Source organism: Virgisporangium aurantiacum, assembly GCF_016863635.1.
GTDB classification, from domain to species: domain Bacteria; phylum Actinomycetota; class Actinomycetes; order Mycobacteriales; family Micromonosporaceae; genus Virgisporangium; species Virgisporangium aurantiacum.
The window spans coordinates 17,338-42,579 of sequence record NZ_BOPG01000080.1 but is presented as its reverse complement, the minus strand read 5'-3'; the positions used below and the strand labels follow the sequence as shown (position 1 = coordinate 42,579).

At 72.5% G+C, this 25,242-nt stretch carries 22 protein-coding genes; 9 read left to right on the top strand and 13 right to left on the bottom strand.

Annotated features, from left to right (window positions below):
- Window positions 1–22: 22 nt before the first annotated feature.
- Window positions 23–2,443: an ATP-dependent Clp protease ATP-binding subunit gene (locus Vau01_RS50340; RefSeq protein ID WP_204008352.1), complete on the bottom strand. Its 2,421-nt coding sequence runs from the start codon at window positions 2,441–2,443 to the stop codon at window positions 23–25.
- A 224-nt stretch (window positions 2,444–2,667) separates the two neighbouring features.
- Here Vau01_RS50340 and Vau01_RS50335 point away from each other — a divergent pair, with 224 nt between their 5' ends.
- The 7 genes from Vau01_RS50335 to Vau01_RS50305 all read left to right on the top strand — a co-directional run bounded on the left by Vau01_RS50335 (window position 2,668) and on the right by Vau01_RS50305 (window position 8,235).
- Entirely contained in the window at window positions 2,668–3,609 is a 942-nt protein-coding gene (locus Vau01_RS50335) for a hypothetical protein (RefSeq protein WP_204008301.1), read from the top strand.
- Window positions 3,610–3,799: 190 nt separating this feature from the next.
- Entirely contained in the window at window positions 3,800–4,195 is a 396-nt protein-coding gene (locus Vau01_RS50330; RefSeq protein WP_204008300.1) for an RrF2 family transcriptional regulator, read from the top strand.
- 102 nt (window positions 4,196–4,297) lie between these two features.
- Window positions 4,298–5,320 carry a sulfate ABC transporter substrate-binding protein gene (locus Vau01_RS50325; RefSeq protein WP_204008298.1) on the top strand — a complete coding sequence of 341 codons (1,023 nt, stop codon included), beginning with the start codon at window positions 4,298–4,300 and terminating at the stop codon, window positions 5,318–5,320.
- The gene (gene cysT / locus Vau01_RS50320) at window positions 5,317–6,168 is read left to right on the top strand and encodes a sulfate ABC transporter permease subunit CysT (protein WP_204008296.1); all 852 of its coding nucleotides are present in this window, start codon (window positions 5,317–5,319) and stop codon (window positions 6,166–6,168) included. The genes Vau01_RS50325 and cysT overlap by 4 nt, the downstream gene beginning before the upstream one ends.
- Entirely contained in the window at window positions 6,161–6,955 is a 795-nt protein-coding gene (locus tag Vau01_RS50315) for a sulfate ABC transporter permease (RefSeq protein ID WP_204008294.1), read from the top strand. The genes cysT and Vau01_RS50315 overlap by 8 nt, the downstream gene beginning before the upstream one ends.
- Window positions 6,952–7,941 carry a sulfate/molybdate ABC transporter ATP-binding protein gene (locus Vau01_RS50310; protein ID WP_204008292.1) on the top strand — a complete coding sequence of 330 codons (990 nt, stop codon included), beginning with the start codon at window positions 6,952–6,954 and terminating at the stop codon, window positions 7,939–7,941. Before Vau01_RS50315 ends, Vau01_RS50310 begins: the two co-directional genes overlap by 4 nt.
- A 96-nt stretch (window positions 7,942–8,037) precedes the next feature.
- The gene (locus tag Vau01_RS50305; protein ID WP_204008291.1) at window positions 8,038–8,235 is read left to right on the top strand and encodes a hypothetical protein; all 198 of its coding nucleotides are present in this window, start codon (window positions 8,038–8,040) and stop codon (window positions 8,233–8,235) included.
- 49 nt (window positions 8,236–8,284) lie between these two features.
- On the opposite strand, the gene Vau01_RS50300 is transcribed toward Vau01_RS50305, so the two are convergent.
- Both Vau01_RS50300 and Vau01_RS50295 read right to left on the bottom strand, forming a co-directional pair.
- Entirely contained in the window at window positions 8,285–8,587 is a 303-nt protein-coding gene (locus Vau01_RS50300; RefSeq protein ID WP_239152599.1) for a DUF2470 domain-containing protein, read from the bottom strand.
- Window positions 8,588–8,589: 2 nt separating this feature from the next.
- The gene (locus Vau01_RS50295; RefSeq protein WP_239152598.1) at window positions 8,590–9,234 is read right to left on the bottom strand and encodes a biliverdin-producing heme oxygenase; all 645 of its coding nucleotides are present in this window, start codon (window positions 9,232–9,234) and stop codon (window positions 8,590–8,592) included.
- A 118-nt stretch (window positions 9,235–9,352) separates the two neighbouring features.
- On the opposite strand from Vau01_RS50295, the gene Vau01_RS50290 reads away from it, so the two are divergent.
- Complete coding sequence (locus tag Vau01_RS50290) at window positions 9,353–9,919, top strand: dihydrofolate reductase family protein (protein ID WP_204008289.1); 567 nt, start codon at window positions 9,353–9,355, stop codon at window positions 9,917–9,919.
- Here the strand turns inward: Vau01_RS50290 and Vau01_RS50285 are convergent.
- Genes Vau01_RS50285 through Vau01_RS50260 form a run of 6 tightly spaced genes read right to left on the bottom strand, consistent with a single transcriptional unit; the run spans window position 9,904 to window position 17,413 of the window.
- Window positions 9,904–13,107 carry an AfsR/SARP family transcriptional regulator gene (locus Vau01_RS50285; protein WP_204008288.1) on the bottom strand — a complete coding sequence of 1,068 codons (3,204 nt, stop codon included), beginning with the start codon at window positions 13,105–13,107 and terminating at the stop codon, window positions 9,904–9,906. The genes Vau01_RS50290 and Vau01_RS50285 overlap by 16 nt on opposite strands.
- A gap of 25 nt (window positions 13,108–13,132) precedes the next feature.
- Window positions 13,133–13,546, bottom strand: a complete 414-nt coding sequence (locus tag Vau01_RS50280) for an ATP-binding protein (protein WP_204008287.1) — start codon at window positions 13,544–13,546, stop codon at window positions 13,133–13,135.
- Between the two features lie 13 nt (window positions 13,547–13,559).
- The gene (locus tag Vau01_RS50275; protein WP_204008286.1) at window positions 13,560–14,684 is read right to left on the bottom strand and encodes a SigB/SigF/SigG family RNA polymerase sigma factor; all 1,125 of its coding nucleotides are present in this window, start codon (window positions 14,682–14,684) and stop codon (window positions 13,560–13,562) included.
- A gap of 41 nt (window positions 14,685–14,725) precedes the next feature.
- The gene (locus tag Vau01_RS50270; protein ID WP_204008285.1) at window positions 14,726–15,493 is read right to left on the bottom strand and encodes an ankyrin repeat domain-containing protein; all 768 of its coding nucleotides are present in this window, start codon (window positions 15,491–15,493) and stop codon (window positions 14,726–14,728) included.
- 29 nt (window positions 15,494–15,522) lie between these two features.
- Window positions 15,523–16,164, bottom strand: a complete 642-nt coding sequence (locus tag Vau01_RS50265; RefSeq protein WP_373320434.1) for a response regulator — start codon at window positions 16,162–16,164, stop codon at window positions 15,523–15,525.
- Between the two features lie 4 nt (window positions 16,165–16,168).
- Window positions 16,169–17,413, bottom strand: a complete 1,245-nt coding sequence (locus tag Vau01_RS50260) for a sensor histidine kinase (RefSeq protein WP_204008281.1) — start codon at window positions 17,411–17,413, stop codon at window positions 16,169–16,171.
- Between the two features lie 109 nt (window positions 17,414–17,522).
- Here Vau01_RS50260 and Vau01_RS50255 point away from each other — a divergent pair, with 109 nt between their 5' ends.
- A complete protein-coding gene (locus Vau01_RS50255) occupies window positions 17,523–20,099 on the top strand; it encodes an ABC transporter permease (protein WP_308440520.1) in 2,577 nt (858 codons plus the stop codon).
- A 2-nt stretch (window positions 20,100–20,101) separates the two neighbouring features.
- Here the strand turns inward: Vau01_RS50255 and Vau01_RS50250 are convergent, their stop codons facing one another.
- The 4 genes from Vau01_RS50250 to Vau01_RS50235 form a co-directional block, all read right to left on the bottom strand.
- On the bottom strand, window positions 20,102–21,304 hold the full coding sequence (locus Vau01_RS50250; protein WP_204008279.1) for a glycosyltransferase 87 family protein: 1,203 nt from the start codon (window positions 21,302–21,304) through the stop codon (window positions 20,102–20,104).
- Between the two features lie 10 nt (window positions 21,305–21,314).
- The gene (locus Vau01_RS50245; RefSeq protein WP_204008277.1) at window positions 21,315–22,481 is read right to left on the bottom strand and encodes a hypothetical protein; all 1,167 of its coding nucleotides are present in this window, start codon (window positions 22,479–22,481) and stop codon (window positions 21,315–21,317) included.
- Window positions 22,478–22,960, bottom strand: coding sequence for a SigE family RNA polymerase sigma factor (locus tag Vau01_RS50240; protein WP_204008275.1), 483 nt, complete (start codon window positions 22,958–22,960; stop codon window positions 22,478–22,480). Before Vau01_RS50240 ends, Vau01_RS50245 begins: the two co-directional genes overlap by 4 nt.
- A 78-nt stretch (window positions 22,961–23,038) precedes the next feature.
- On the bottom strand, window positions 23,039–25,210 hold the full coding sequence (locus Vau01_RS50235) for a transglycosylase domain-containing protein (RefSeq protein WP_204008273.1): 2,172 nt from the start codon (window positions 25,208–25,210) through the stop codon (window positions 23,039–23,041).
- Window positions 25,211–25,242 lie beyond the last annotated feature (32 nt).

Genomic DNA, 25,242 nt, shown 5'->3' with positions numbered 1-25,242 from the left:
GCACCACAACTGCAAGATCAGCTCAGGCGGGGGCGGGGACCGGGGTGGGGCGGAAGACCAGGCCGTCGGCCTCGTGGTCGACGGTGACGGTCTGGCCGGGGCGGAGTTCGTTGAACAGGATCTTCTCCGAGAGCGCGTCCTCGATTTCGCGTTGGATGGTGCGGCGCAGCGGGCGGGCGCCCAGCACGGGGTCGTAGCCCTTCGTCGCCAGGAAGCGCTTGGCCGCGGGCGTCAGCTCCAGGGTCATGTCCTTGTTCTTCAGTTGGCCCTCGATCCGGACGATCATCAGGTCGACGATCGACAGGATCTCGGCCTCGTCGAGGCGGTCGAAGACGATCGTGTCGTCGATGCGGTTCAGGAACTCGGGACGGAAGTGCTGCTTCAGCGCGTCGTCGACCTTCTCGCGCATGCGGTCGGAGCCGGAGTCGCCGCCGAAGCCGATCGCGGGCTTGGCGAGGTCGCGGGTGCCGAGGTTGGTGGTGAGGATGACGACCGTGTTCTTGAAGTCGACGATCCGGCCCTGACCGTCGGTGAGCCGACCGTCCTCCAGAATCTGCAGCAACGTGTTGAAGACGTCCGGGTGGGCCTTCTCGATCTCGTCGAACAACACCACCGAGAACGGACGCCGGCGCACCTTCTCCGTCAGCTGACCACCCTCGTCGTAACCCACGTATCCGGGCGGCGCGCCAACCAGACGCGACACCGTGTACCGGTCGTGGAACTCCGACATGTCCAACTGGATCAGCGCGTCCTCCGTACCGAACAGGAACTCGGCGAGCGCCTTGGCCGTCTCGCTCTTGCCGACGCCCGACGAACCCGCGAAGATGAACGACCCCGACGGCCGCTTCGGGTCCTTCAGACCGGCCCGGGTACGGCGGATCGCCTTGGAGACGGCGGAAACCGCGGCGTTCTGGCCGACGATGCGCCTGTGCAGTTCCTCCTCCATGCGCAGCAGCCGCGTGGTCTCCTCCTCGGTCAACCGGTACACGGGGACGCCGGTCCAGTTCGCCAGCACCTCGGCGATCTGCTCGTCGTCCACTTCGGACACCACGTCGAGGCCGTCGAGCTTGCGGTCGCGCTCGCCCTGCAACCGCTTCTCCTTGTCGCGCAACCGCGCCGCCCGCTCGAAGTCCTGCGCGTCGATGGCGCCCTCCTTGTCGCGACGGACGCGGGTGATGCGCTCGTCGAACTCGCGGATGTCGGGCGGCGACGCGAGCCGGCGCACGCGCATGCGGGCACCCGCCTCGTCGACGAGGTCGATCGCCTTGTCGGGCAGGAACCGGTCGGAGACGTAGCGGTCGGACAGGGTCACCGCGGCGACGATCGCGGCGTCGGTGATGGTGACGTTGTGGTACGACTCGAAGCCGTCGCGCAGGCCCTTCAGCATCTCGATCGTCTGCGCGTGGGTGGGCTCGTCGACGGTGACGGGCTGGAACCGGCGCGCGAGCGCGGCGTCCTTCTCGAAGTGCTTGCGGTACTCGTCGAGCGTCGTCGCGCCGATCGTCTGCAGTTCGCCGCGCGCCAGCATCGGCTTGAGGATCGACGCCGCGTCGATCGCGCCCTCGGCCGCGCCCGCGCCGATGATGGTGTGAATCTCGTCGATGAACAGGATAACGTCGCCGCGCGTGCGGCACTCCTTGATGACCTTCTTGAGCCGCTCCTCGAAGTCGCCGCGGTAGCGGGAACCGGCCACCATCCCGCCGAGGTCGACCGTGTAGACCTGCTTGCCCTGCAACGACCGCGGCACGTCGCCGCCCACGATGCGGTGGCACAGCCCCTCGACGAGCGCCGTCTTACCGACGCCCGGCTCGCCGACGAGGATCGGGTTGTTCTTCCGCCGGCACGACAGCACCACCACCATGCGCTGCACCTCGGCCTCGCGGCCGATCATCGGGTCGAGCTCGCCGCTCATCGCGGCCCGCGTGAGGTTGCGGCCGTACTGGTCCAGGGTCGGTGACGCGGTGTGCGCCGGCGGATCGGCAACCGCCGCACCGGCCACGGCCGATTCCGCGCCCGACAACAGTTGCGTCACCTTCTCGCGCACCCGTCTGAGGTCGGCGCCGAGCTTCACGAGCACCTGCGCCGCGACGCCCTCGCCCTCCCGGATCAGCCCGAGCAGGATGTGCTCCGTACCGATGTAGTTGTGACCGAGTTGCAGCGCCTCCCGCAGCGACAGCTCCAGCACCCGTTTCGCCCGTGGCGTAAAGGGAATGTGGCCGCCCGGATCCTGCTGCCCGTGACCGATGATCTCCTCGACCTGCCGGCGCACGCCGTCGAGCGAGACGCCGATGCTCTCCAGCGCCTTCGCCGCGACTCCCTCGCCCTCGTGCACGAGACCGAGCAGGATGTGCTCGGTGCCGATGTAGTTGTGGTTGAGCAGCCGGGCCTCTTCCTGAGCCAGGACGACCACCCGACGCGCCCGGTCGGTGAACCGTTCGAACACTGCACTCACGTCCTCATGCGGCGAGGCCCCACGCACCCCACCCGAAGGACGCGCTGCCGACGGAAGGCAGGCGCGCGGAAACGGACTGTGGTGTGTGCGCTGAGTCGGAGCCTCTTGGCGTGTGGCCAGGCCCGCGTGGGGGACCTCGCTACGCTCGTGCCGGCGCGGCGGCTGTGACGAGAGTACCCCCGCGGCGGCCTTACGATGTGCCGAAGGAGGCCGCCATGACCCGTGACAAGCACCGTTCACCGGTACCCGACCGGGCCCGCCGGCGGGAGATCCGGGCCCACGCCGCCCGGCTGGGTGTGCCGTATTCGGTGGCAGCGCGCCTGCTCAGGGCGCCGGCGGCCCGGCGTCCCGAAGAACTTTCGGACGACCACCGCGCGTGGCTGTTCGCCGTGCGCGAACAGCGCCGGTTCGCTGTCCGCGTAACGGATTCCCGACAGGCGGCCGACCTTCCGCTGGGCCGCGCGGCCCACCTCACCGAGCGGTTCCCGCCGCTGCGCGACCCGGCGCTGGGCGGCACCGCCCTGTTCGACGGCGCCGACCGCGCCGCGGTGCTCGGCGTGTTGTACGCGGTGATCGCGGTCGAGTCCCCGGCCATGCTGCCCAGCCCGGCCGAGCTCGCGTGGGTGGCCGAACTCGGCGAGGAGACCGCGGTCGACATCGCCTGCGCGGCACCCGACCGGGCCGCCCGCCTCCTCCTCGACGGCGACCGCGGCGACCGTGGCGCCGGGCGCGGCGAACGCAGCGACAGAGGCGACGGCGGCCGCTGCGGGCACGGCGGCGGGCACTGGCGGCTCTGGACCCGGGTCGAGGCCGCGCTCGGCACGGCGATCGCCGGCGCCGACCGGAGAATGCGCGACGCCGCCCGGACGCTCGACCGGGAGTTCCGCACCGTCGTGCTCCGGCACTCGGTCGACGGCGCGCGCCAGATCCTCGACGCGGTGCTCGCCGGAACCGAAGCCGGAACCGAAGCGGGAGCGGACGCGGGTCTGGCGCCGGGGACCCGGGTCCGGCTCGCCGACGGCACCGGCGCGATCGTGGTGGGCGCACGGTGGACCGCGTCGGGCCCGCCGACCGCCTATGACGTTCGCACCGGCGGCGGAACAGCGGTGGTCGGCCCGGACGACGTGGAACCGTTGCTGGCGACCGGCTGCCGGTAAGCGGCTGACGGCCGCCGAGGCCCGTGCGGCACGGATTTCCGAGCGGCTGGCGCACCGCGCGCGTCATATATCACCGGCCGCGGACGCCGCGCGTCCGGATTCACCTCACACCCGGGGGCGGTTGACGGCGCGCGGCGCGCAAATCTACTATCTCTACTGTTTCTATAGGAAAGATCGGGGGCACAGCGCCGTGCACATCTCCGCCCGGACCGACTACGCGGTGCGGGCCATGCTCGTCATCGCCGACGCGCATCCGCGGCTGGTGAAGGCCGCGGAGATCGCGACGGCGCAACAGATTCCGGTCAAGTTTCTCACCACGATCCTGGTCGATCTGCGCCGTGGCGGGCTGGTCAGCAGCCTCCGCGGCAGCAACGGCGGCTACGGCCTGGCCCGGCCGCCGGAGAGGATCAGCGTCGGCGACATCCTGCGCGTCGCCGACGGTGCGCTCACCACCGTGGGCGGGCGCACCGACCATCCGGCGGTGACGCGCGGGCTGCGCGAGATGTGGCGCTCGCTCGACACCGCGATCACCGACGTCGTCGACAGTGTGATGCTCGCGCACCTCGTCGCACCACCATCGGAGTAGGACGAACGTCCCATTGACCGACGGTCGTCACCATACCTACGCTGCACATATATTCTACTGGTTCCATAGGAATAAGTTCTTCTATAGGGATAGAGGGAAAGAATGGGACGGGCCAGGGCAACCATCGCTCTCGCAGTCACCGCCGCACTGGCCCTGTCGGCCTGTGGGGGTGGTGGCGACAGCGGTTCGGGTGACGCCGGCACGCTGAACATCGTCGGCTTCGCGGTGCCGGAGGCGGCCAACAAGGCGATCCAGGCCGAGTGGACCAAGACCTCCGACGGCAAGGGCGTCAAGTTCAAGACGTCGTACGGCGCCTCGGGCGACCAGAGCCGCGCGGTCGTCGCTGGGCTGAAGGCCGACTACGTGCACTTCTCGGTGAGCAGCGACGTCACCCGTCTGGTGGACGCCGGGCTGGTCGACGGTGCCTGGGACGACGGCCCGAACAAGGGCATCGTGTCGTCGTCGATCGTGGTTCTGGCCGTCCGCAAGGGAAATCCCAAGAACATCAAGGACTGGGACGACCTGATCAAGCCCGGCGTGAAGATCGTGACGCCGAACCCGGCCTCCTCGGGCGCCGCCCGCTGGAACGCGCTCGCCGCGTGGGGTCACATCTCCGCCAACGGCGGCACCGACGCGCAGGCCACCGAGTACGTCACCAAGCTGTTCGCCAACGTGGTCTCGCTGCCGGGCAGCGGCCGTGACGCCACGACGAGCTTCATCGGCGGCACCGGCGACGTGCTGCTCGCCTACGAGAACGAGGCGATCCTCGCCACCCAGAACGGCGAGGAACTCGAATGGGTGGTGCCGAAGACCACCATCCTCATCGAGAACCCGGGCGCGATCACCAAGAACGCGCACGCGAAGGCGCAGTCGTTCCTCGACTTCGTGCTCAGCGACAAGGGCCAGCGCCAGTTCGCGTTGAAGGGCTTCCGCCCGATCATCTCCGGTGTCGACACCAAGGGCGTCAAGGGCGCCAAGGACCCGAACAACCCGTTCCCGACGCCGGAGAAACTCCTCACCGTGCAGAAGGACTTCGAGAGCTGGTCGGCCTTGTCGAAGAAGTTCTTCGACGAGAAGAACGGCATCATCAACAAGATCATCGCCGCGTCCGGGAAGTCGCAGTGACGGTCGCTCTCACCGAGCCTCCAGCGCGCCCGGCGGTCACCCGCCGGGCGCGCCGGGGTGGGCGACGCCTGACGCGCGGACCGGGCCTCGCCCTCGGCGCCGCGATGATCTGGTTCAGCCTGCTGGTGCTCATCCCGCTGGCGGCGGTCGTGGTGACCGCGTCGCAGGGCGGTTGGAGCAACTTCTGGGACACGGTGACGTCGGAGCAGACCGCCGCCGCGATCCGGCTCACCGTCGGCACGGCGTTTCTGGTGACCGTCGTGGACATCGTGATGGGGACGCTGATCGCCTGGGTGCTGGTGCGCGACCGGTTCTTCGGCCAGCGCGCGCTGGAGGTGCTGATCGACATCCCGTTCGCGCTGCCGACGATCGTCGCCGGCCTGGTGCTGCTGTCGCTGTACGGGCCGGACAGCCCGCTCGGGATCAACATCGCCAACACCCGGATCGCCGTGTTCCTGGCGTTCCTGTTCGTGACGCTGCCGTTCGTGGTGCGCACCGTGCAACCGGTGCTCGCCGAACTCGACCGCGACGTCGAGGAGGCGGCGGCTTCCCTGGGGGCGAGCCGGTTCACGACGTTCCGGCGCATCATCCTGCCGTCGCTCACCCCGGCCATCGCGGCCGGGGCGGCGCTGTCGTTCGCGCGCGCGGTGAGCGAGTACGGGTCGCTGGTGCTGCTGTCGGGCAACCTGCCGATGCGTACCGAGGTGACGTCGGTGCGGATCCTCGGCAGCATCGAGAACGACAACCTCGACAGCGCGGCCGCCGTGGCGGTGGTGCTGCTGGCCATCTCGTTCACGGTGATCGTGCTGCTCGACGTGATCCAACGGCGGGTGATGCGCCGTGGCTAGGTACGTGTCGCGCGTCATCGTCGTCGGGTACCTCGTGATGCTCATCGCCTGGCCGCTGTTTCTGGTGGTACAGAACGCCTTCGGCGACGGGCTCACCGACCTGCGGGCGATTCTCACCGACCCCGACACCACGCACGCCTTGCGGCTGACCATCGAGGTGGCGGTGATCTCGGTGATCATCAACACCGTGTTCGGCGTCGGCATCTCGATCCTCCTGGTGCGGTACGACTTTCCCGGCAAGCGGCTGTTGAGCGCGATGCTCGACGTGCCGGTGTCGGTCTCGCCGATCGTGGTGGGCCTGGCGCTGGTGCTCGTGTACGGCGGGCGCACCGGCTGGTTCGGCCCGGCCCTCGAGGACGCCGGGTTCCAGATCATCTACGCCACGCCGGGCATGGTGCTGGCGACCACGTTCGTCGCGCTGCCGCTCGTCATCCGTGAAGTGGTGCCGGTGCTCGAAGAGGTCGGCGACGAGCAGGAGCAGGCGGCGCGCAGCCTCGGTGCCGGTCCGCTGCAGACGTTCCGGCGCATCACGTTGCCGGCGATCCGGTGGGGCGTCATCTACGGCGTGGTGCTCTCGCTGGCGCGCTCGCTCGGCGAGTTCGGCGCGGTGAAGGTGGTGTCGGGCAACGTCCTCGGCGAGACGCGCACCGCGACGCTCGTGGTCGAGGAGAAGTACCTCAACTTCGACAAGGGCGGCGCGTACGCGACCGCGTTCCTCCTCGCACTGGTGGCGGTCGCCGCGATCGTCGTCGTGTCCATCCTCCGACCCAGGGAGAAGAAGTCGTGAGCATCGAGATTTCCGGTGTGAACAAACGGTTCGGCGACTTCGTGGCGCTCGACGACGTGTCGGTGAGCATCCCGTCCGGCCGGCTGACCGCGTTGCTGGGCCCGTCCGGCGGCGGCAAGTCGACGCTGCTGCGCATCATCGCCGGCCTGGAGACCGCCGACAGCGGCAGTGTCGAGATCGAGGGCGTCGACGCCACCAAGCTGCCGCCGCAGAAGCGCAACGTCGGGTTCGTGTTCCAGCACTATGCCGCGTTCAAGCACCTGTCGGTGCGGCGCAACGTCTCGTTCGGGCTGGAGATCCGCAAGCGGCCCAAGGACGAGATCCGTTCACGCGTCGACGAGCTGCTGGCGCTCGTGCACCTGGAGCAGTTCGCCGACCGGCTGCCGTCACAGCTGTCCGGCGGGCAACGGCAACGGATGGCGCTGGCCCGCGCGCTCGCCGTGCAGCCGACCGTGCTCCTGCTCGACGAGCCGTTCGGCGCGCTGGACGCCAAGGTACGCAAGGAACTCCGCGACTGGCTGCGCCGCCTGCACGACGAGGTGCACGTCACCACCGTGTTCGTCACGCACGACCAGGAGGAGGCGCTGGAGGTCTCCGACGAGATCGTCGTCATCAACGAGGGCCGGGTCGAGCAGATCGGCTCCCCCGACGACCTGTACGACCGTCCCGCCAACGACTTCGTGATGCGCTTCCTCGGCCCGGTCACCACCCTCGGCGACCAGCTGGTGCGCCCGCACGACCTCCACCTGCACGGCGGCGACCCCGAACCCGGCGACGTGACCGGCACCGTCACCCGCATCACCCGGATCGGCTTCGAGATGCGGCTGGAGGTCCTGGTCGACGGCGGACCGGTGACGGTGACGACGACCCGCAACGCGTTCCTGGGCCTGGGCCTGGAGGTCGGCTCGACGGTGGTCGTCCGCGCCGACCCGGACGCGTCGACGGTCGGCGCAGGCGCCGTCAGCGCGGGGGCGAAGGCCTCATAGCACACAGGGGACGGCCGTGGGTGGTCGTCCACAGGGCGGCCGAGCGTTGTCCACAGGGGCAGCGCCGGGAACGCGCGGTGCCCCACGCTGGTCGGCGTGTCTCCGTTCCTGGGATCCACGGCCGTGGCCGCCGGTCTCGTGACGCCCGCCCAATTGCGCGGGCCACGGTTCCGGCGGCTCTTTCGCGGCGTATACCTCGACGGGTCGGCGACGGTCGATCACGTAACGCTGTGCCGGGCGGTGGCGCTGGTGCTCCCACCGGGCGCGGCGTTGAGCCACCGGGCGCGGCGTTGAGCCACCGGTCGGCCGCGTACCTGTACAACGCGGACGTACTGGCTCGTGATCAGCCGGTGGAGCTCCTCGGCGGGATGCCGGCCAGCGCGCACGCCTCCGCGTACATGCGCACGACCTCGGCGCGGATCTGGGGGCGTTCGGTCAGCGACGTGCTCCACGCCAACCGCACCCGGGAGACGCCGCCCGCGAGCGTCACCTCGAAGTCGGCGCCATGGGCGTCGAGGCCGGTCATGCGGGCGGCCGTCGCCTCCGGGTGGCCGCCCAGGGTGCGGCAGATCAGCAGGCTGTCGGCGGGGTGGTCGTCGTTCATGTGGCGGCACACGGCGGCGACCACCTCGGGGCCGAAGGTCACCGTCAGGCCGCCTCTGCGCGAACGGCGTGGCCCAGGTCGGCCAGCACGTCGATGTTCAACCGGTACGCGACCCGCAGTTCGTCGACGATGCGGGAGCGCTCGTCGGCCGGCCAGTCGGTGGCGTCGAGCCGGTCGCGGTACGCCGCCTTGAAGCCGGCCGGGTCGGGGATGCCGTCGAACACGTAGAACTCGGTGCCGGCGCGGCCGGGCAGCGTGTACGCCTGGCGCACGGCCTCGGCGATGTAGAAGCCGCCGGACAGGTCGCCGAGGTAGCGGGTGTAGTGGTGGGCGAGGAAGCCGCCGTTCCAGGCGAAGCACACCTCGCGCAGCCGGTCGACGTACCGGGCCGTCGCGGACGACGGCGAGATCGCCGACCGCCACGCGGGGCCGAGCAGGAACCGCAGGTCGCGTTCGAGGGCCGGCAGCCGGGTGAGCCGGTCGGTGACCAGCGGGCCGACGAAGGGATCGGCCCGCATCACCGCCGACGCCTGTTCGAGCACCTCGTAGATGAAGTAGTGCTGGGCCACCATCGCGGCGTACCCGGCGCGGTCGAGCGAGCCGTCGACCAGGGCGGCCAGGTACGGCATCCGCTCGGCCCGCCGGTGGTCGTCGCGACCCGACGTGCGCAGCTGCTTCGAAAGCGACACCCGGTCCCCCATCTTAAGAAAGGCTTACCTAACTTTATGGGCGCGACCGCAAAAGATCCAGAAGAAAACCGTAAGGGCACCCGGGAAGGCTCGAGAGCACCGAACGAGAGGAACTGACATGCGCAAGCTGATCGAGTCGACCTTCGTGTCCCTGGACGGGATCATCTCCGACACCCACCCCTCCACGTCGTCGCGGTCCGACCCGCACATGTGGGGCAACAAGTACTGGGACGACCAGCACAACGGCTACAGCGCCGCCCTCGCCGCCGACGCCGACACCCTGCTGATGGGCAGGGTCACCTACGAGGGCATGGCGGAGGCCTGGTCGAGCCAGTCGAACGAGTTCGCCGACCGGGTGAACGCGATGCCCAAGTACGTCGCCTCCCGCACGCTGACCAGCGCCACCTGGAACACCACGGTCATACAGGGCGACGTGGCCGAGGAGGTCGCGAAGATCAAGGAGCAGCCGGGCGCGAACATCATGAAGTGGGGCACCGGCGAGCTGGACCGCACGCTGGTCGAGCACGGCCTGGTCGACGAGTTCCACTTCTGGTACTTCCCGGTGATCGTCGGCGCCGGCCAGCACCTGTTCGAGGGCGCCGGCTTCGACACCACGCACCTGAAGCTCGCCGACCTCCACCGGTTCGACTCCGGGATCGTCGTGCACGTCTACACGCCCCGCTGAACAAGGGCGACGGCCTCCGAAGGGGTCCGCGCGGCACCCGCCGCGAACAGCGCGTCGAACGTCGGCGACCCGGCCCGCACCGCTTCGGTGGTGCGGGCCAGCTCGGCGCGGTCGGAGTCCGACATCGGCTGCCCCGTGCCGCGCCACACGGCGTCCGCCGTTCCGAGCAGTTCCGCCGCGAGATCGGACCTTTCCGTGACGAGCACCGCGGCGGCCATTCCCGCCAGCGCCCACGCCGTTCCGCGCGGCGAACCCTGCGCCCGCGACAGCTCGAACGCCTCCCGGTGCGCTGCCAGCGCCCGCGCCGCCGCACCCTGCCCGGAGAGCAGCAGCCCCCGCTCGACCAGCACCATCGGCAGGTACGGCGGGCTCGCGCCGGCGGTGGTCTGCTCCCGCGCGGTCGCCAGCAGCCAGTCGAGATGCGCGGCGGCGGCCTCCTCGTCGCCGTCCCGCCGGGCCGCGAACGCGACGCTGATCGTCGCGAACACCTCGCCCGCGCGGTTGCCCTGCTCCGCCGAGAGCCGGCGGGCCCGCTCGCCGTGACCACGCGCGGCCACGTGGTCGCCGGCCTGCGTCGAGGTCCACGCGAGCCAGCCGAGCCGCCCGGCCACCTCGGCCCACAGCCCCAGGTCGCGCGCCGACTCCAGCCCGGCCCGGCTCAGCCGCGCCGCCTCGGCGGTGTCGCCGGTGAGGTCGGCGAGGCCGATCAGCCAGTCGGTCGCCTGGAGCACGCCCCACTCGTCACCGATCGACCGGAACACCGCGGCGGCCCGGCGCGCGTCGTGCTCGAGCGCCTCGGCGTCGTCGCGCATGTGGGCGAGCATCGCGCGCGTGCTCAGCACGGCCGCTTCGCCCCAGCGGTCCCCGGCGCCGGTGAAAACCTTATGGGACGCGGTGAGCAGCGCGCCGGTCGCCGCCCCGTCCCCGAATTCGACGACGCCGCCGGCGAGGAACCACTCGACGCGGGCCCGGACGAGCGGATCGGCGTCCGCGTCGAACCCGCCCAGCGCCTCGGCGACGCATTCCGGACCGGCGAGCCCCTGCCGGAGGGCGAGACCGGCGTGCCAGGCACGGGCGACGGCGCGCACGTCGGCGGGAACCTCGGCGGCGGCGGCCAGTTCGAGCGCCGCCGCCAGCGAACGGCGCGCCTCGGTGAGCCGTCCGCGCAGGTAGCGGTACCAGACCAGCGCGGTCGCCAGGCGCAACGCGCGACCGGCGGCGCCGGTGCGGTGGTAGGTGTCCTGGGCGGCGCGCAGGTTCGCCGCCTCCGGCTCCAGCCGGTCCAGCCAGCCGCGCTGGTCGCGGCCGCGCAGCTCGGGGTCGGCCCGCTCGGCGAGGTCGAGGAAGTGGTCGGCGTGGCGGCGGCGGACGGCGCCCTCCTCGCCGGCCTCGCGGAGCCGGTCGAGGCAGAACGCGGCGACGGATTCCAGCAGCCGGTACCGGCCCTCGCGCCGGACCACGAGGGAGCGGTCGACCAGCCCGGTCAACAGGTCGAGTACCGGCCCGTCGGCGCACACCGCCTCGGCGGAGGCCAGCGTGCACCCGCCCGCGTGGACGGACAGCCGCCGCAGCACCACCTGCTCGGGTCCGGACAGCAGGCGCCAGCTCCAGTCGATCACCGCGGCCAGCGTGCGCTGGCGGGCCGGCGCGTCCCGCGGCCCGGTCGCCAGCAGCCCGAACCGGTCGTGCGGCAGGCTCAACCGGGCCACCAGCTCCGGGATGCCCAGCCCCGCGACGCGGGTCGCGGCGAGTTCCAGGGCCAGCGGCAGCCCGTCCAACCGCCGGCACACCTCCGCCGCGCCGGCCACGGTCGCATCGTCCGGCGACGGAACGCCCGCCCGGGACAGGAACAGGCGCACGGCCGCCGAGTCCGCGAGCCGGGCCGGGTCGTCGGTGTCCGGGACCTCCAGCGGCGGCAGGTCGAACCGGGCCTCGCCGCGCACGCGGAGCGGTTCCCGGCCGGTGGCCAGGATCCGCAGCCCCGGCGCCGCCGCCAGCAGCCCGCCGACCAGGTCGGCCACCGGCTCGGCCACGTGCTCGCAGTTGTCGAGGACCAGCAGCGCCCGCCGCTCGCGCAGCGCCGCCGCCAGCCGCTCCCCCGGCGGCTGGGAGCCGCCCGGCGCCTCCGGGACCGGCAGCACCGACAGCACCGGGTCGGCGGGGTCGCCGCGGCCGTCCCACGTGGTCAGGTCGACGAGCCACACCCCGTCGGGATACGCGTCGGCCACCGACCAGGCCACCGCCAGCGCCACGCTCGTCTTGCCCACGCCGCCCGGGCCGGTGACCGTCACCAGCCGCCCGGCGGCGAGCAGTTCCCGGACGCGGGCGAGCGCCTCCGCGCGTCCCAGCAGTTCCGTGACCGGCGCCGGGAGCCGGACCACCGACCGCTCCTGAGGCGCCGCCGGCGCGTCCTCGGCCGGGTCGCCGGCGAGGATCGCGCGGTGCAGCGCGACCAGGTCGGCGCCCGGTTCGAGGCCGAGTTCGTCCGCGAGCCGGGAGCGGAGCTCGCGGTAGCCGTCCAGGGCCTCGGTGACGCGCCCGGAGCGGTACAGCGCCCGCAGGTGTGCCGCGCGCAGCCGCTCGCGGAACGGATGCTCGACCACCGGCGCGGCCAGTTCGGCGGCCACCTCCGCGTGCTCGCCGAGCGCCAGCCGCGCCTCCGCGTACGCCTCGACGGCGGCGATCCGCCGCTCCTCCCACCGCGCGGCGGCCACCCGGGCGAACTCCTCGTCGGCGAAGTCCGCCAGCGCCGGCCCGCGCCAGAGGCCCAACGCCTCGCCGAGCAGCTTCGCGCGGGTCGACGGATCGGCGACCCGCTGCGCGTCGGCGACCAGGGTCGCGAACTCCGCGGCGTCGACGCGGGCGTCGGGGTGCAGGGCGTAGCCGGGCGCCTGGGACACCACCAGTCCCCGGCCACCGGCACCCGCGCCGCCGGCAGCGCCGGCGCTGCCGGCGCTGGCGAGCGCCCGGCGCAGCTGCGAGACGCGCACGTGCAGCGCCGCGGTCGGGTCGGCCGGCCGCGCGTCGGTGGCGCCCCACAGGTCCTCGACGAGCCGGTCGGCCGACACCGGCCGCCCCTCGTTCACCAGCAGCGCGGCGAGCAGCGCCCGCACCTTTCGGCCGGGCACGGTGACGGGCTCACCGAGGTCGCTCCACACGGCCAGCGGACCCAACACCCCGAATCGCACCCGCACAGGCTAGGGCCTGCGGCGATCAGGCGGTGAGCGTCGCCCAGGTGACCTTTCCGACGCCGCGACCGGTCGGCGTTTCGATCGGCGTGCAGCCCCAGTGGGTCGCGACGGCGTCGACGATCAGCAGGCCGCGACCGTCTCCGCCCGGCCCGCCGATGTGCGCCGGCGCCGACACGTAGTCGCGCACCGCGATGTTCACCCGGCCCGGCGACCGGACGAGCGTGACGTCGACCCGGGTCCACGCGTGCCGCACGGAGTTGCCGACGAGCTCCGACACCACCAGTTCGACGAGGCCGGCGAACGCCTCGGACAGGTGCCAGGCGCGGCACGTGTCGACGGACAGCGCGCGGGCGTGCCGCACGGCGTCCGGCGTCGGCGCGTACGCCGCGCTCACCTGGGACAGCGGATACACCCCGTCGAAAACGGACGATCGCATGGTGGCGTCCCCGTCAGTCACTGAGCAACTCGGCCCGGAGCCGGCCGAGAATCCGGGTCAACAGGCGGGACACGTGCATCTGCGACACACCGAGGCGGGCGGCGATCTCCTGCTGCGTCTGGTTCTCGTAGAACCGCATCGCGAGGATCGTCTGGTCGCGGCCGGGCAGTTCGGCGATCAACGGCCGGAGCGACTCGAGGTTGGTGACGCTCTCGTACCCATCGTCGAACCCGCCCAGCCGGTCGACCAGGTTCGGCGCGTCCGGGTCGGCGCCGAGCGGCGCGTCCAGGGAGACCGCGCGGTAGCCGGCGGACGCGCCGACGGCCTCCACCACCCGGCGCTCCGACGTGTTCAGCCGGGCGGCGATGTCGGCGGACGTCGGTGTGCGGGTGAGGTCCTGCGAGAGATCGGCCCGGGCCCGGTTGACCGCCAGCCGCATCTCCTGGACCTGCCGGGGCGGCCGGACCGCCCAGCCGCGGTCGCGGAAGTGCCGCTTCAACGCGCCGACGACGGTCGGTGTCGCGTACGCGGCGAAGTCGGTGCCGGGGCCGGGGTCGAACCGGTCCACCGCCAGGACCAGGGCCAGCGCGGCGACCTGGCGCAGGTCGTCGGCCGGCTCGCCGAGCCCGGTGAACCGGACGGCGAGCCGCTCGGCCATCGGCAGGCACCGCCCGATGAGGTCGTCGCGCAGGCGGACCCGCTCGTGCGGGTCGGACTCCCGGTGCATGCGGGCGGCGAGCTCGTTGACGTCGTCGCCCCACCGGCCGTGCACCTCGGTGTCGGAGATCGGCCGGCCGGACGGCTCCAGCAGGGCCGGGTCGACGCCGCCGTAGGCACCCAGTTCCTTGGCCGCGCCGGTGATCTCCAGGACGTCGAGCACCAGCCGGGCGGCGCCGGTGACCACGAGACCGCCATCGTTCTGGGCCAGCCGGGCGTGAACGGCCAGGAGGACGCTGATCGAACTCGCGTCCATCAGCCGCACCCGGGACAGGTCGACCACGATGTCGGAGACGCCGGCGTCGCAGCACCGGTACAGCGTCAGCCGCAGCCGCACGGCGGAGGCGAAGTCGAGCACCCCCGCCACCCGCACGACACCGGTGTCGCCGGCACGCCAGGTACGGAAGACCACCTCGTCCACGGGCACAGTGTCGCCCTTCCCGCCGCCCCGTGGTTGAAACCTCAGCGGTCAAGTTCGGCGAAGTGGACGCCGCCGTGCCCGCGCAGCCATCCGATCAGGTGATCGGCGCCGCTGCGGGCGGCCGCGTCGAGCGGGGTGCGGTCCTCCCACGGCGGCACCCAGTTGACGTCGGCGCCGCGGGCGAGCAGGTACTCCGCGGCCTCCTGCCGGCCGCCGTGGCAGGCGCCCCAGAACGCCAGGTCGACCTCGGCCGGCGCGGGCGGCACGGGTGCGTCGAAGAACGCCGTGAGGCGGTCCATCATCCCCAATGTGGCCGCGTCGTTGCAGGTGACCTGCGCGCCGCGCGCGACCAGCCGGTTCGCCGCCTGCCACTGCCCGAAGCCGCGGGCGTCGGCCAACGGCGTGCCGCCGCCGATCACCGCACCCGGCGCGTCGATGTCGGCGCCGGCGTCGAGGAGCGCGTCGAGGAGCTCGACGTCGTCGTTGCTGGCCGCCCAATGCAGCGGCGTCTCCTGGTGCGGGCCGGTGAACCGGGCGTTGACGTCGGCGCCGGCCGCGACCAGCGCCGCCACGGTCTGCGCGCCGTTGGGATAGTGACCCGGCCAGTCGGCCACCACGTGCAGCAGGGTGCGGGAGATGCCGCCGTCGGGGCGGCCGTCGTAGTCGCCGAGCCGGGCCGTCGCCAGCCGGGGATTCTCGGCGAGCAACCGGGTCAGCCGGGCGACCTCACCGGCGTGGATCGCGCCGACCGCCGCGACCGCCACCGGATCGCCCGCATCGAGCACCATCACGTCGGCGGGGCCAGCCATGGCATCACGGTACCCGTGGACGCCCGGGATCAACCCCGGAGATAGGCGAGCACGGCGCGGACCCGGCGGTGGTCGTCCTCGTCGGGGTGCAGGTCGAGCTTGGCCAGCAGGCTGCCGATGTGCTTGGCGACCGCGGCCTCGGTGACGAACAGGGTGCGGGCGATCGCGGCGTTCGACCGGCCCTCCGCCATCAGCCCCAGCACCTCCCGTTCCCGGGGCGAGAGGCGGGTCAACGGGTCCCGGCGCCGGCTCAGCAGCTGCCGCACCACCTCCGGGTCGACCACGGTGTACCCGTCGGCGACCCGGTCGAACGCCTCGACGAACTCCACGATGTCGCCGATGCGGTCCTTGAGCAGATAGCCGATCCCGGCGGTGCCCGGCCGCGCCGACTCCAGCAGCTCCGCCGCGTAGGTCTGCTCCACGTACTGGCTCACCACGAGGATCGGCAGGTCCGGGTCGCCGCGCCGGAGCCGCAACGCGGCCTGGAGGCCCTCGTCGGTGAACGACGGCGGCATCCGCACGTCGGTGACCACGATGTCGGGCCGGTGCGCGCGGACGGCCACGAGGAGCGCGTCGGCGTCACCGACCGCGGCCACCACCTCGTGCCCGAACCGCGTGACGACGCCGGTGATGCCCTCGCGGGTCAGCAGCGCGTCCTCTGCGACGATCACCCGCCTACCGGACAAGGTCGGGTGCCATCTCGAAGGAGACCTGCACCACCGTCGGCCCGCCCGGCGGGCTGGACAGCGCGACCGTCCCGCCGACCGCGGCCACCCGGTCGGCGAGCCCGGCGAGGCCGCTGCCCCGGGCCGGGTCGGCACCGCCGGCGCCGTCGTCGCGGACCCGCAGCACCAGGCGCCCGTCGACCACCGACGCCGTCACCGACGCCCGGGACGCGCCGGCGTGCCGGGCGACGTTCGTCAACGCCTCCACCACCACGAAGTACGCGGTGACCTCGACCGCCGACGGCAGCCGCCCGGAGAGGGCCAGCGAGACGTCGACGGGCACCGGCGACCGCCCGGCCACGTCGTGCACCGCGGCGACCAGCCCCCGGTCGGTGAGCACCTTCGGGTGCACGCCGCGGATCAGCTCGCGCAGCTCGGTGAGCGCCTGCTTGGCCAGGTCGTGCGCCCGGGCCAGCGGCTCGGCGGCCGCGGAGTCGAGCGGCGTCTCCAGCCGGGCCAGGCCGAGGTGCACGTTGAGCGCCACGAGCCGCTGCTGCGCGCCGTCGTGGAGATCGCGCTCGATGCGCCGGCGCTCGACCTCGAACGCGTCGACCAGCCGGGCCCGCGACCGGGTGACCTCGATCAGCCGCTCCCCCAGCCGGTCGGACTCGCGCGGGGCGAGGATCGCGCGGGCCATCGCGCCCCGGGCGCCGGCCCACGCGGTGACCACGAACGGCGCGGCCACCGCGAGCGCGATCCCGAGCAGCATGGTGGTGGCCGTCGGGACGTCGCCCTGCCACGGTTCGGCCATCGGCGTCCACAGGAACACCACCGGGAAGAACACCAGGCAGAGCACCAGGATGAAGTCGAGCCAGCCGAGAACGACCACGGTGAGCGCCGCGTGCCCGACCTCCCGCCAGGTGGCCTGCTCACGCAACCGGACCCGGAGCCATCGACGCAGGCCCGGCCGGTCGAGCGCCAGGTGCGGATCGGGCAGCGGGGCGTTGTCGACCAGTCGCAGCCGCCACCGTTCCACCTTGGCCACCAAGACGCCGAACACGGGCGTCGCCGCCAGCGCGACCATGCCCACGGCGGGCAGCGGCCCGTCGAAGGTGTACCCGAACAGCAGCAGCATCACCGGGCCGGCGAAGAGGGCACCGGTGACCAGGTACAGCAACGACCGCCAGGGCCACCACCCGCGCACCAACCGGGTCGGCCGCAGGGTGAGCGCGTCGAGCGCGGTGCGGACCGCCATGTCGGTCAACGCTACCGGTGCGGCGCCCGCGAAAAAGTAGTGCTGGATATACCCCCGAACTCCCCCTCGGGCCAATGCCGCCGCCCCGGCCGGCCGGTTTCCTACGTCCATGACGATGGTCCGGACCACGCTCACCGGTCTGCGCGCCCGCAAGCTGCGCCTGTTCGCCTCCGGCCTGGCCGTGGTGCTCGGCGTGATGTTCGTGTCGGCCGCGTTCGTGCTCACCGACACGCTGAACCGCTCCTTCGACGGCATCTACACGAGCCTGTACGAGGGCACCGAGGTGCGGGTGGTCGCGAAGCAGGTGCTGAGCCCCGGCGAGGACGTCCTGACCACGCCCGTGCCGGCCGACCTCGTCGCGCGGATCGCCGCGGTCGACGGGGTCGCGGCGGCGACCGGCGTGGTCAGCGAGGACGGCGCCCGGCTGATCGGACCCGGCGGCAGGGTGGTCACCACCAGCCTCGGCCGCCCGCGCCTCGGCACGAATCGAACACGCGAACGCGGCGGATGGCGGTTGCGCGCCGGCCGCGGCCCGGAGCGCCCCGACGAGATCGCCGTCGACGCGACGCTCGCCCGGATCGCGAAGATCAGAACAGGTGACGCCGTGAGCGTGCTCACCCAGCGTCCCAAGCGCTCGTTCACGGTGGTGGGGATCTTCGGCTACACGGGCGGCCGGGACAGCCTCGGCGGTGCCCACGAGATCGCGTTCCACGAGTCGGTCGCGGCGGAGCTGATGCTGGGCCGGCCCGGCGTCTACTCGGCCGTCGACGTGCGGGCGGCACCGGGCGTCACCCCGGCGGCGCTCCGCGACCGGGTACGGGCCGCGCTGGGCGACGCCTACGAGGTGCAACTCGGTGAAGACCTGCGCGCGGCGCAGTCGGCGTCGGCGCAGGACGAGGTGGGCGTGCTGAGCCAGATCCTGCTGTTCGTCGCCGGGATCGCGCTGTTCGTCGGCGCGTTCCTGATCCTCAACACGTTCTCGATCCTGGTGGCCCAGCGGACCCGGGAACTGGCCCTGCTGCGGGCGCTGGGCGCCGCGCGCCGCCAGGTGATCGGCTCGGTGCTGCTGGAGGCGACGCTGGTCGGGGTCACCGCGTCGGCGCTCGGCGTGGTGCTCGGCGCCGGCACGGGCGTGCTGCTGCCCCGGATCGCCGGCGGCACCGGCGTGGCCGACCTCGGTCTCGGTGCCGGGCCCGGTGCCGGCCTTGGTGGCGCGACCGTTCCGGTGGGCCCGCTCGTCGCGTCGTTCGTCGTCGGCCTGCTGGTGACGATCGGCGCCGCGCTGATGCCGGCGCTGCGCGCGTCCCGGATTCCACCGATCGCGGCGCTGCAGGAGACCGCGGCGGCCGACCGGCCGATCACCGGCATGACCATCGCCGGCGGCGTGGTCGCCGCCGCCGGCGCCGCCATGCTGATCGGCGCGTTCGCGGCGGGCGGCGACGAGATCCCGCAGGGGCTCGTGTTCGGCGGCGTGCTGGTCAGCTTCGTCGGCGCGGCGCTGCTCACGCCGGTGGTGGCACGGCCGGCGGTGGGGCTGATCGGGCGGCTGTTCGCCTGGTCGGTGCCGGGGCGGCTGGGCCGGCTCAACGCGCGCCGCAACCCGCGCCGCACGGCGGTCACCGCGTCGGCGCTGATGATCGGGGTCGCGCTGGTGACTGGCGTGAACGTGGTGCTGACCTCGGCGACGGTGAGCCTGACGGCCGACGGCCTCGCGATGATGAAGGCCGACCTGGTGCTGTGCAGCGTCGCCAGCACAACCCGGCCGGTCAGCTTCGACCCGGCGGTGCTCGACCGGGTCCGGGCGTTGCCCGGCGTGGCGGCGGTGACGGGCGAGTACTCCGACTACGGGCTCGTCGACGGCGACCGGGGCGCGTTCCTCGCGATCGACGACCTGGCCGCCTGGCGCGGCATGACCCGGGTGACGCCGCGGGCGGGCACGATCGACGCGATCGGCGCCGACCAGGTGATCGTCGACGCCGCGACCGCCGCGAACCACGGTGTCGCGCTCGGCTCGCCGGTGACGTTCACGTTCACCAGCGGACGCACCCGCACGATGACCGTGTCGGGCGTCTTCGCCGGCAACGACTGGGCCGGCGGCTGGATCCTCCCGATGTCGATCGTGCCCGAGCTCGGCTACCGGCAGCCGAACCGCGGGCTGGTGCGGCTGGCGCCGGGCGCGTCGGAGTCCGAGGTGCGCGGCCGGATCGCCGGGCTGCTCGCCGACGAACCGGAGATCGTCGTCACCGACGTCGAGGGGTTCCTGTACAACGTCTTCGGCATCTTCCGGACGGTGATCGGGCTGCTGCACGTGCTGCTCGGGCTGGCGATGCTGATCGCGGCGCTCGGGGTCGTCAACACACTGGTCCTGTCGGTGCTGGAGCGCACCCGGGAACTGGGGCTGCTCCGGGCCGTGGGCCTCGACCGGCGGCAGGCGGTCCGGATGATCACGGTCGAGGCGGTGGTCGTCTCGCTGTTCGGTGCGGTGCTCGGGCTCGCGGTGGGCGTCGGGCTGGGTGCGGCGGTGGCCCGTGCCCTGGCCGGCGAGGGCGTCGACCGGATCGCCCTGCCGTGGGGGTACCTCGGCGCCTACCTGGTGGCCGGCGCGGTGATCGGCGTGCTCGCGGCGGTGCTGCCGGCGGTGCGGGCCGCGCGCACCGACGTGCTCCGCGCGATCGCGTACGAGTAGCCCTAGGCGACCCAGCCGCCGTGGAGGAAGTGGACGAGCAGCACCGCCTGCACCTCCAGCGCCAGGAAGGTCCAGGTCCGGTCGACGGCGGCGGACCGGCCCAGCCGGGCGAGGAGGGCGAACGCGGGGAACACCTCCAGCGCGAACCGGCTGATCGACATCAGCGGCTGGAACGGCTTCGTGGTCGGGTAGCAGAGGTAGAACAGCAGCAGGGCGGCGCCGAACAGCGGCAGCACCCACTGGTCGCGGCGCAGCCGCCACGGGCCGGCCAGGCTGAGCCCCAGCAACGTGACCAGCAGCAGCACGGTCAGGAGTTCGAGGGTGTTGTTCTGGTTGGTCACCAGCGGCAGCCGTCGGAACGCGAGCACCGCCCGGTACGGCCCGTCCCACGGCGGTGCGGCGGTGCGCAGCCACGAGTTCTGGGCGGTCAGGAACGCCAGCGGGTCGCCGCGGACGTGGGCGAGGTGGGCCATGTACGCGAGCAGGCCGGTCGGCACGAGGAGCACCGCCGCGGCGTCCCACCGGACGTGCCGGCCGTGGCGGCGCAGGTACTCGTACCCGAAGACGGCCACCAGCAGGAGCGCCGACTGCCGGGTGGCGGTGGCGAACCCGCCGAGCAGGCCGGCCGTCCACCAGTGCTCCCGCCGCACGGCGTAGACGGCGCCGGCGACCAGCAGCAGGAACAGGCTGGTCGGGTAGCCGGCGACCAGGAAGAACGCGGTGGGGAACAGCATCAGGTACCAGATCGCCCGGCGGGCGGTCGGCTCGTCGAACTCGTGCTCGACCAGCCGGTGCAGCACGGCCAGCGCCCCGAACAGCGCCGCGTTCGACACGGCGAGCGCGGCGACCAGCGCGCCGCCGGGCAGCACCGGGTCGGCGACCCGGATCAGCATCGGGTACAGCGGGAAGAACGCCGTGACGCGCTCGTCGCCTCTTTCGGCGACAGACCAGCCGTTTCCGTCGCCCGGCCCGTAGCCCTCGGCGGCGATGATCAGGTACCAGTGGGTGTCGGACTGCTGCCAGGTGCCCAGCGCCGACCGCAGCCCGATCCAGCCCGGGTCGGCCATCCGCGACACCATCGTGACGGCGAGGTACCCGACGTGGCCGGCCAGCCACACCAGGCCCGCCGCCGCGAGCGCCCGCCGCCAGGCATGGGCGACGGGTGCGGCCGTGATGACGGCGGGGGCCGGCGCCGTCACTGTCACCGGGTCCACCTCAGGTCAGCGGGGTCGTCCACGTCGCGGGGTCGGCGCAGTCCGCGAACGTGGCGTTCTCGACCATCCGCGCCAGTTCGGCGTACGGGATCAGGTCCTTGTCACGGACGGTGAAGTGGTACTGGCACCCGCCGCTGACCACCACGAGAACCGACGAGCCGAACCGCAGCCGCCACTCCCCGACGTTCCGGTCGGTGAAGTAGGTGTCGAGCCCGGCGATCTTCGTCGGCCCGACCAGTTGGGCGGCCTTCTCGTCGACGTACGGCTGGCGCACGATCGCGCGGATCGTCAGCGCGGTATCGACGGCGGGTATCCACCCGGTCGCGTTGTCCTCCCCGGCGACCGGGATCGCCGGATCCGGGTCGAGAGCGAGCGTCGAGTCGGGCATCCACGGCCCGGAGTCGATCGCGGCGACGTACACGCCGGACAGCCCCGCCGGGAGATGGCCCAGATGGTAGGGCAGGCGGAGACCGCGCGGCGGAGACACCCGGACGGCGGACGCGGCGGCGAGCAGTTCGAACCAGCCGGCCGTCTCCGAGACGAACACCACCACCCAGGCACCGGACGGCTCGACCCAGCCGATCGCCGGCATCCGCACCGGTCCCCCGGTCTCGTTCCGGACCGAGCACGTGCCCTCCCGCCCTTTCCGGGCCGGATCGGTGTTCACCCCGCCCGGCGTCGACGCCCAGCACGCGGTGGTGCCCAGGTCGAGATCGGGGACGTACCGGGCGGCGTGGCCGGCCACCGTCACCGGTTGACCGCGCCGGACCGGGGCCGAGTCGAACGTCGCCGGGTTGTGGACGAGCACGGTCGCGTCGCGGATCCCGACGCGTGGACGGAGCGTGAACTGCTGACGGTCGCGGTTGACCCAGTACTTGAGCACGGAGTAGCCGCTGTTCGGGTCCACGCCGACACTCACCTGGAGCGTGCTCCGGTAGGGCGGCGACGCCGGGGTCACGGCGGACTGCGCGGTGCCCGTCCCCCGCAGAGCCGCGACAACGGCGACCGGAACGACCAGGGCGACCACCACCGCGGCCGCGACCGTGAGGCGGCGGCGCCGCCGGACCCGGACCGCGCCCGCCCGCGCCGCCTCGACCAGGCCGGTGCCGTCGGGGGCGAAAGACTCGTGATCGAGGAGGACCCGCCGGATGTCGTCGACGCTTCTCATCGCGTGCCTCCCTCGCTGTGGCTGGGTTGGGTCAGCTCCACCCGGAGGGTGGCGAACGCCCGGGCGGCGTAGGCGCGCACGGTGCCCGGGCGGCAGCGCAGGACCTCCGAGATCTCGGCGTCGGACAGGCCCTCGTAGTAGCGCAGGACGAGCACCGCCCGCTGCTGCTTCGGCAGGCCGGCGAGCTGCTGCCAGAGCTCGGGGTCGCGCTCGTCCCCGGGTGGCGACGGCGCGAGCTCGTCGGTGAGCGGCACGGTGGGCAGCCGCTTGCGGCGGCGGAAGGCCAGGAACTCGTTGGTGAGCATGGTCCGTACGTAGGCGTACGGCTGGTCGGCGGCCTCGATCCGGGACCAGCGGACGAGGGCCCTGGTCAGGGTCTCCTGGACGAGGTCGCGGGCGAGTTCGCGGTCGCCGGACAGGAGGAACGCGAACCGCAGCAGCGCCGGCAACCGCGCCGCCGCGAACTCCTCGAACCCCATCCGTTCCCCCGGTCATCCGTGATCTCACCTGTACAGATGGAAAACGGGGCCGATCCGCTGCGCGCGCGGGACGGATTTCTACGTGCCGAGCGCGATCCGGTTGCTGGGGCGCGGGAAGCCCTGCGCCGGCTTGCCCTTCATGGCGTCGCGCAGGGCGCCCTGGACCACCGGGTTCACGCCGCCGGGGGCGGGGTGCTTGAACCGTTCGTGGGTGCGGGGCCAGTCGGGGTCGGTGTAGAAGCCGGCGAACGTCAGCTGCCGGGTCGAGATCACCAGCGTCGCGGACCGCTCGTCGTCGGTGGTGCCGGTCTTTCCGAAGATGGGGTAGCCGATGATCCCCCGGCTGTCGGGGGCGGTGCCGGTGCCGCCGCACTTGCCGAACTGCGAGCTGTCACCCACCGGGCAGCGGGCGGCGTCGATCGCGGCGCGGGCCACGTCGGGCCGGATCACCTGCTTGCAGTCGGTCTCGGCGCCGGGGATCGGCTTGCCCTTGTCGTCCTTGATCTCCTGCACCGGTATCGGCTTGCAGTACTTGCCGTCGGCGGCGAGCGTCGCGAACGCGTTGGCCATCTCCAGCGGCGTCTGGTCGGTGACGCCCAGCGTGAACGCGCCCCACTGGTGCGGGCGCGCCGCCAGCTTGCGGTCCTCGTCGTTGTGGAACTGCAGCCCCATGCGCTGCGCGACCTCGACGACGTGCTCCGCGCCGATGCGCTCCTGCAACGGCACGAAGTAGGTGTTCACCGACGAGCCGAGCCCGGTCCACATGTCGCGCTTGCCCATCGGCTTCCCGCCGGAGTTCTCCGGGCAGTAGTAGGGCCCCTCCGGGCACTTCGCCGGGCTGTTCCGGTCGACCGGGTACTTCGAGTGGTACGGCGAGACGGTGTCGATCTCGGTCGACAGCGGCAGGCCCTGTTCGAGCGCCGCGACCACCGTGAAGATCTTCATCGCCGACCCGACCTGGTATCCCTGCACCTCGCCGCCGGCGCTGAGCAGCGGCACGGTCGTGTTGGGGTAGTTGCCCTTCATCCCCCGCTTGTCGGGGTTGGTGTTCAGCCCGTTGCCGCGCTGGTCGTTGCTGAACACGCGGTTGACGGCCAGCGAGCGCACGCGTCCCGTGTTCGGCTCCACCGCGGCGAGCATCATCGCCTGGTGCTGGTCCTTCTTCTTGTCCATCACCTTGCGGATGTTGGCCATCGCGGCGTTCTGGGCCTGCAGGTCGAGCGTGGTGACGATGCGGTAGCCGGCCGAGTGCAGCTTGTTCAGCCGCTCGTAGGTGTCGGCGCCGAACGCCGCCTGTTGCTCCCACCAGCGCTTGAGGTAGTCGCAGAAGAACCCGCCGTTCAACTGCGGCGGTTGGACCTCGGTGCAGCCCTCGGGCGTGCGCTGCCCGACGATCTTCGGCGCGCCGGCCGCGACGACCTCGTCGGCCTGGGCCTGCGTGATGTAGCCGAGCTCGACCATCTGCGGCAGCACGTAGTTGTCGCGGCGGGCCAGCGCCGCGGTGAGCCCCTTCGGGTTGGCGAGGTTGTAGGAACCCGGCGCCTTCGGCAGGCCGGCCAGCAGCGCCGCCTCGCCGAGCGTCAGGTCGGCGGGCGCCTTGCCGAAGTAGACCAGGCTCGCGGCGTAGACGCCGTACGCGCCGTTGCCGAACGCGGCGATGTTCATGTACCGCTCGAGGATCTGCTCCTTGGTGAGCGTCTTCTCCAGGGCCAGCGCCCGCTTGATCTCGGCGAGCTTGCGCTCGGGCGTGTCCTCGGTCGCGGCGATGACCTCCTTCGGGGTCTTCGCCGAGTACGAGAAGATCTGCCGCACCAGCTGCATCGTCAACGTCGACGCGCCCTGCGTGTCGCCGCCCCGCTGGTTGTTGACGAACGCGCGCGCGATGCCCTTCAGGTCGACGCCGTTGTGCTGGTAGAACCGGGCGTCCTCGGCCGCCACCACCGCCTGCCGCATCACCGGTGCCACGGCGGTGATCGGCACGTCCTGCCGGTTCTCGTCGTAGAAGCGGGCCAGCAACGTCTTCCCGTCGCTGGCGTACGCGTAGCTGACCTGCGGCGACGGCAGGACGTTGATGTCGGTGGGCAGCTCCTCGAACGCGTCGGTGGCGCTGCGCGCGGTGAGGCCGCCCATCGCCACCACCGGGAACACCAGGGCGGCCACGATGACACCGGCGAGCGCACTGCACAGCACCAGCGCGATGAGATTCACGAACACGTTCCGGTCACGACGCCTGCGGCTTCGTCTACGCATCCCCGAGCCACCGCCTTTGTCGTGCCGGTGAC

Bases quoted from the DNA above. Each gene is read 5' to 3' on its own strand.
- Vau01_RS50290 (WP_204008289.1), top strand. From the start codon at position 9,353: ATGCGCAAGCTGATCGAGTCGACCTTCGTGTCCCTGGACGGGATCATC.
- Vau01_RS50255 (WP_308440520.1), top strand. From the start codon at position 17,523: ATGACGATGGTCCGGACCACGCTCACCGGTCTGCGCGCCCGCAAGCTG.
- Vau01_RS50235 (WP_204008273.1), bottom strand. From the start codon at position 25,210: ATGCGTAGACGAAGCCGCAGGCGTCGTGACCGGAACGTGTTCGTGAAT.
- Vau01_RS50280 (WP_204008287.1), bottom strand. From the start codon at position 13,546: ATGCGATCGTCCGTTTTCGACGGGGTGTATCCGCTGTCCCAGGTGAGC.
- Vau01_RS50270 (WP_204008285.1), bottom strand. From the start codon at position 15,493: ATGGCTGGCCCCGCCGACGTGATGGTGCTCGATGCGGGCGATCCGGTG.
- Vau01_RS50325 (WP_204008298.1), top strand. From the start codon at position 4,298: ATGGGACGGGCCAGGGCAACCATCGCTCTCGCAGTCACCGCCGCACTG.
- Vau01_RS50240 (WP_204008275.1), bottom strand. From the start codon at position 22,960: ATGGGGTTCGAGGAGTTCGCGGCGGCGCGGTTGCCGGCGCTGCTGCGG.
- Vau01_RS50335 (WP_204008301.1), top strand. From the start codon at position 2,668: ATGACCCGTGACAAGCACCGTTCACCGGTACCCGACCGGGCCCGCCGG.
- Vau01_RS50260 (WP_204008281.1), bottom strand. From the start codon at position 17,413: ATGGCGGTCCGCACCGCGCTCGACGCGCTCACCCTGCGGCCGACCCGG.
- Vau01_RS50245 (WP_204008277.1), bottom strand. From the start codon at position 22,481: ATGAGAAGCGTCGACGACATCCGGCGGGTCCTCCTCGATCACGAGTCT.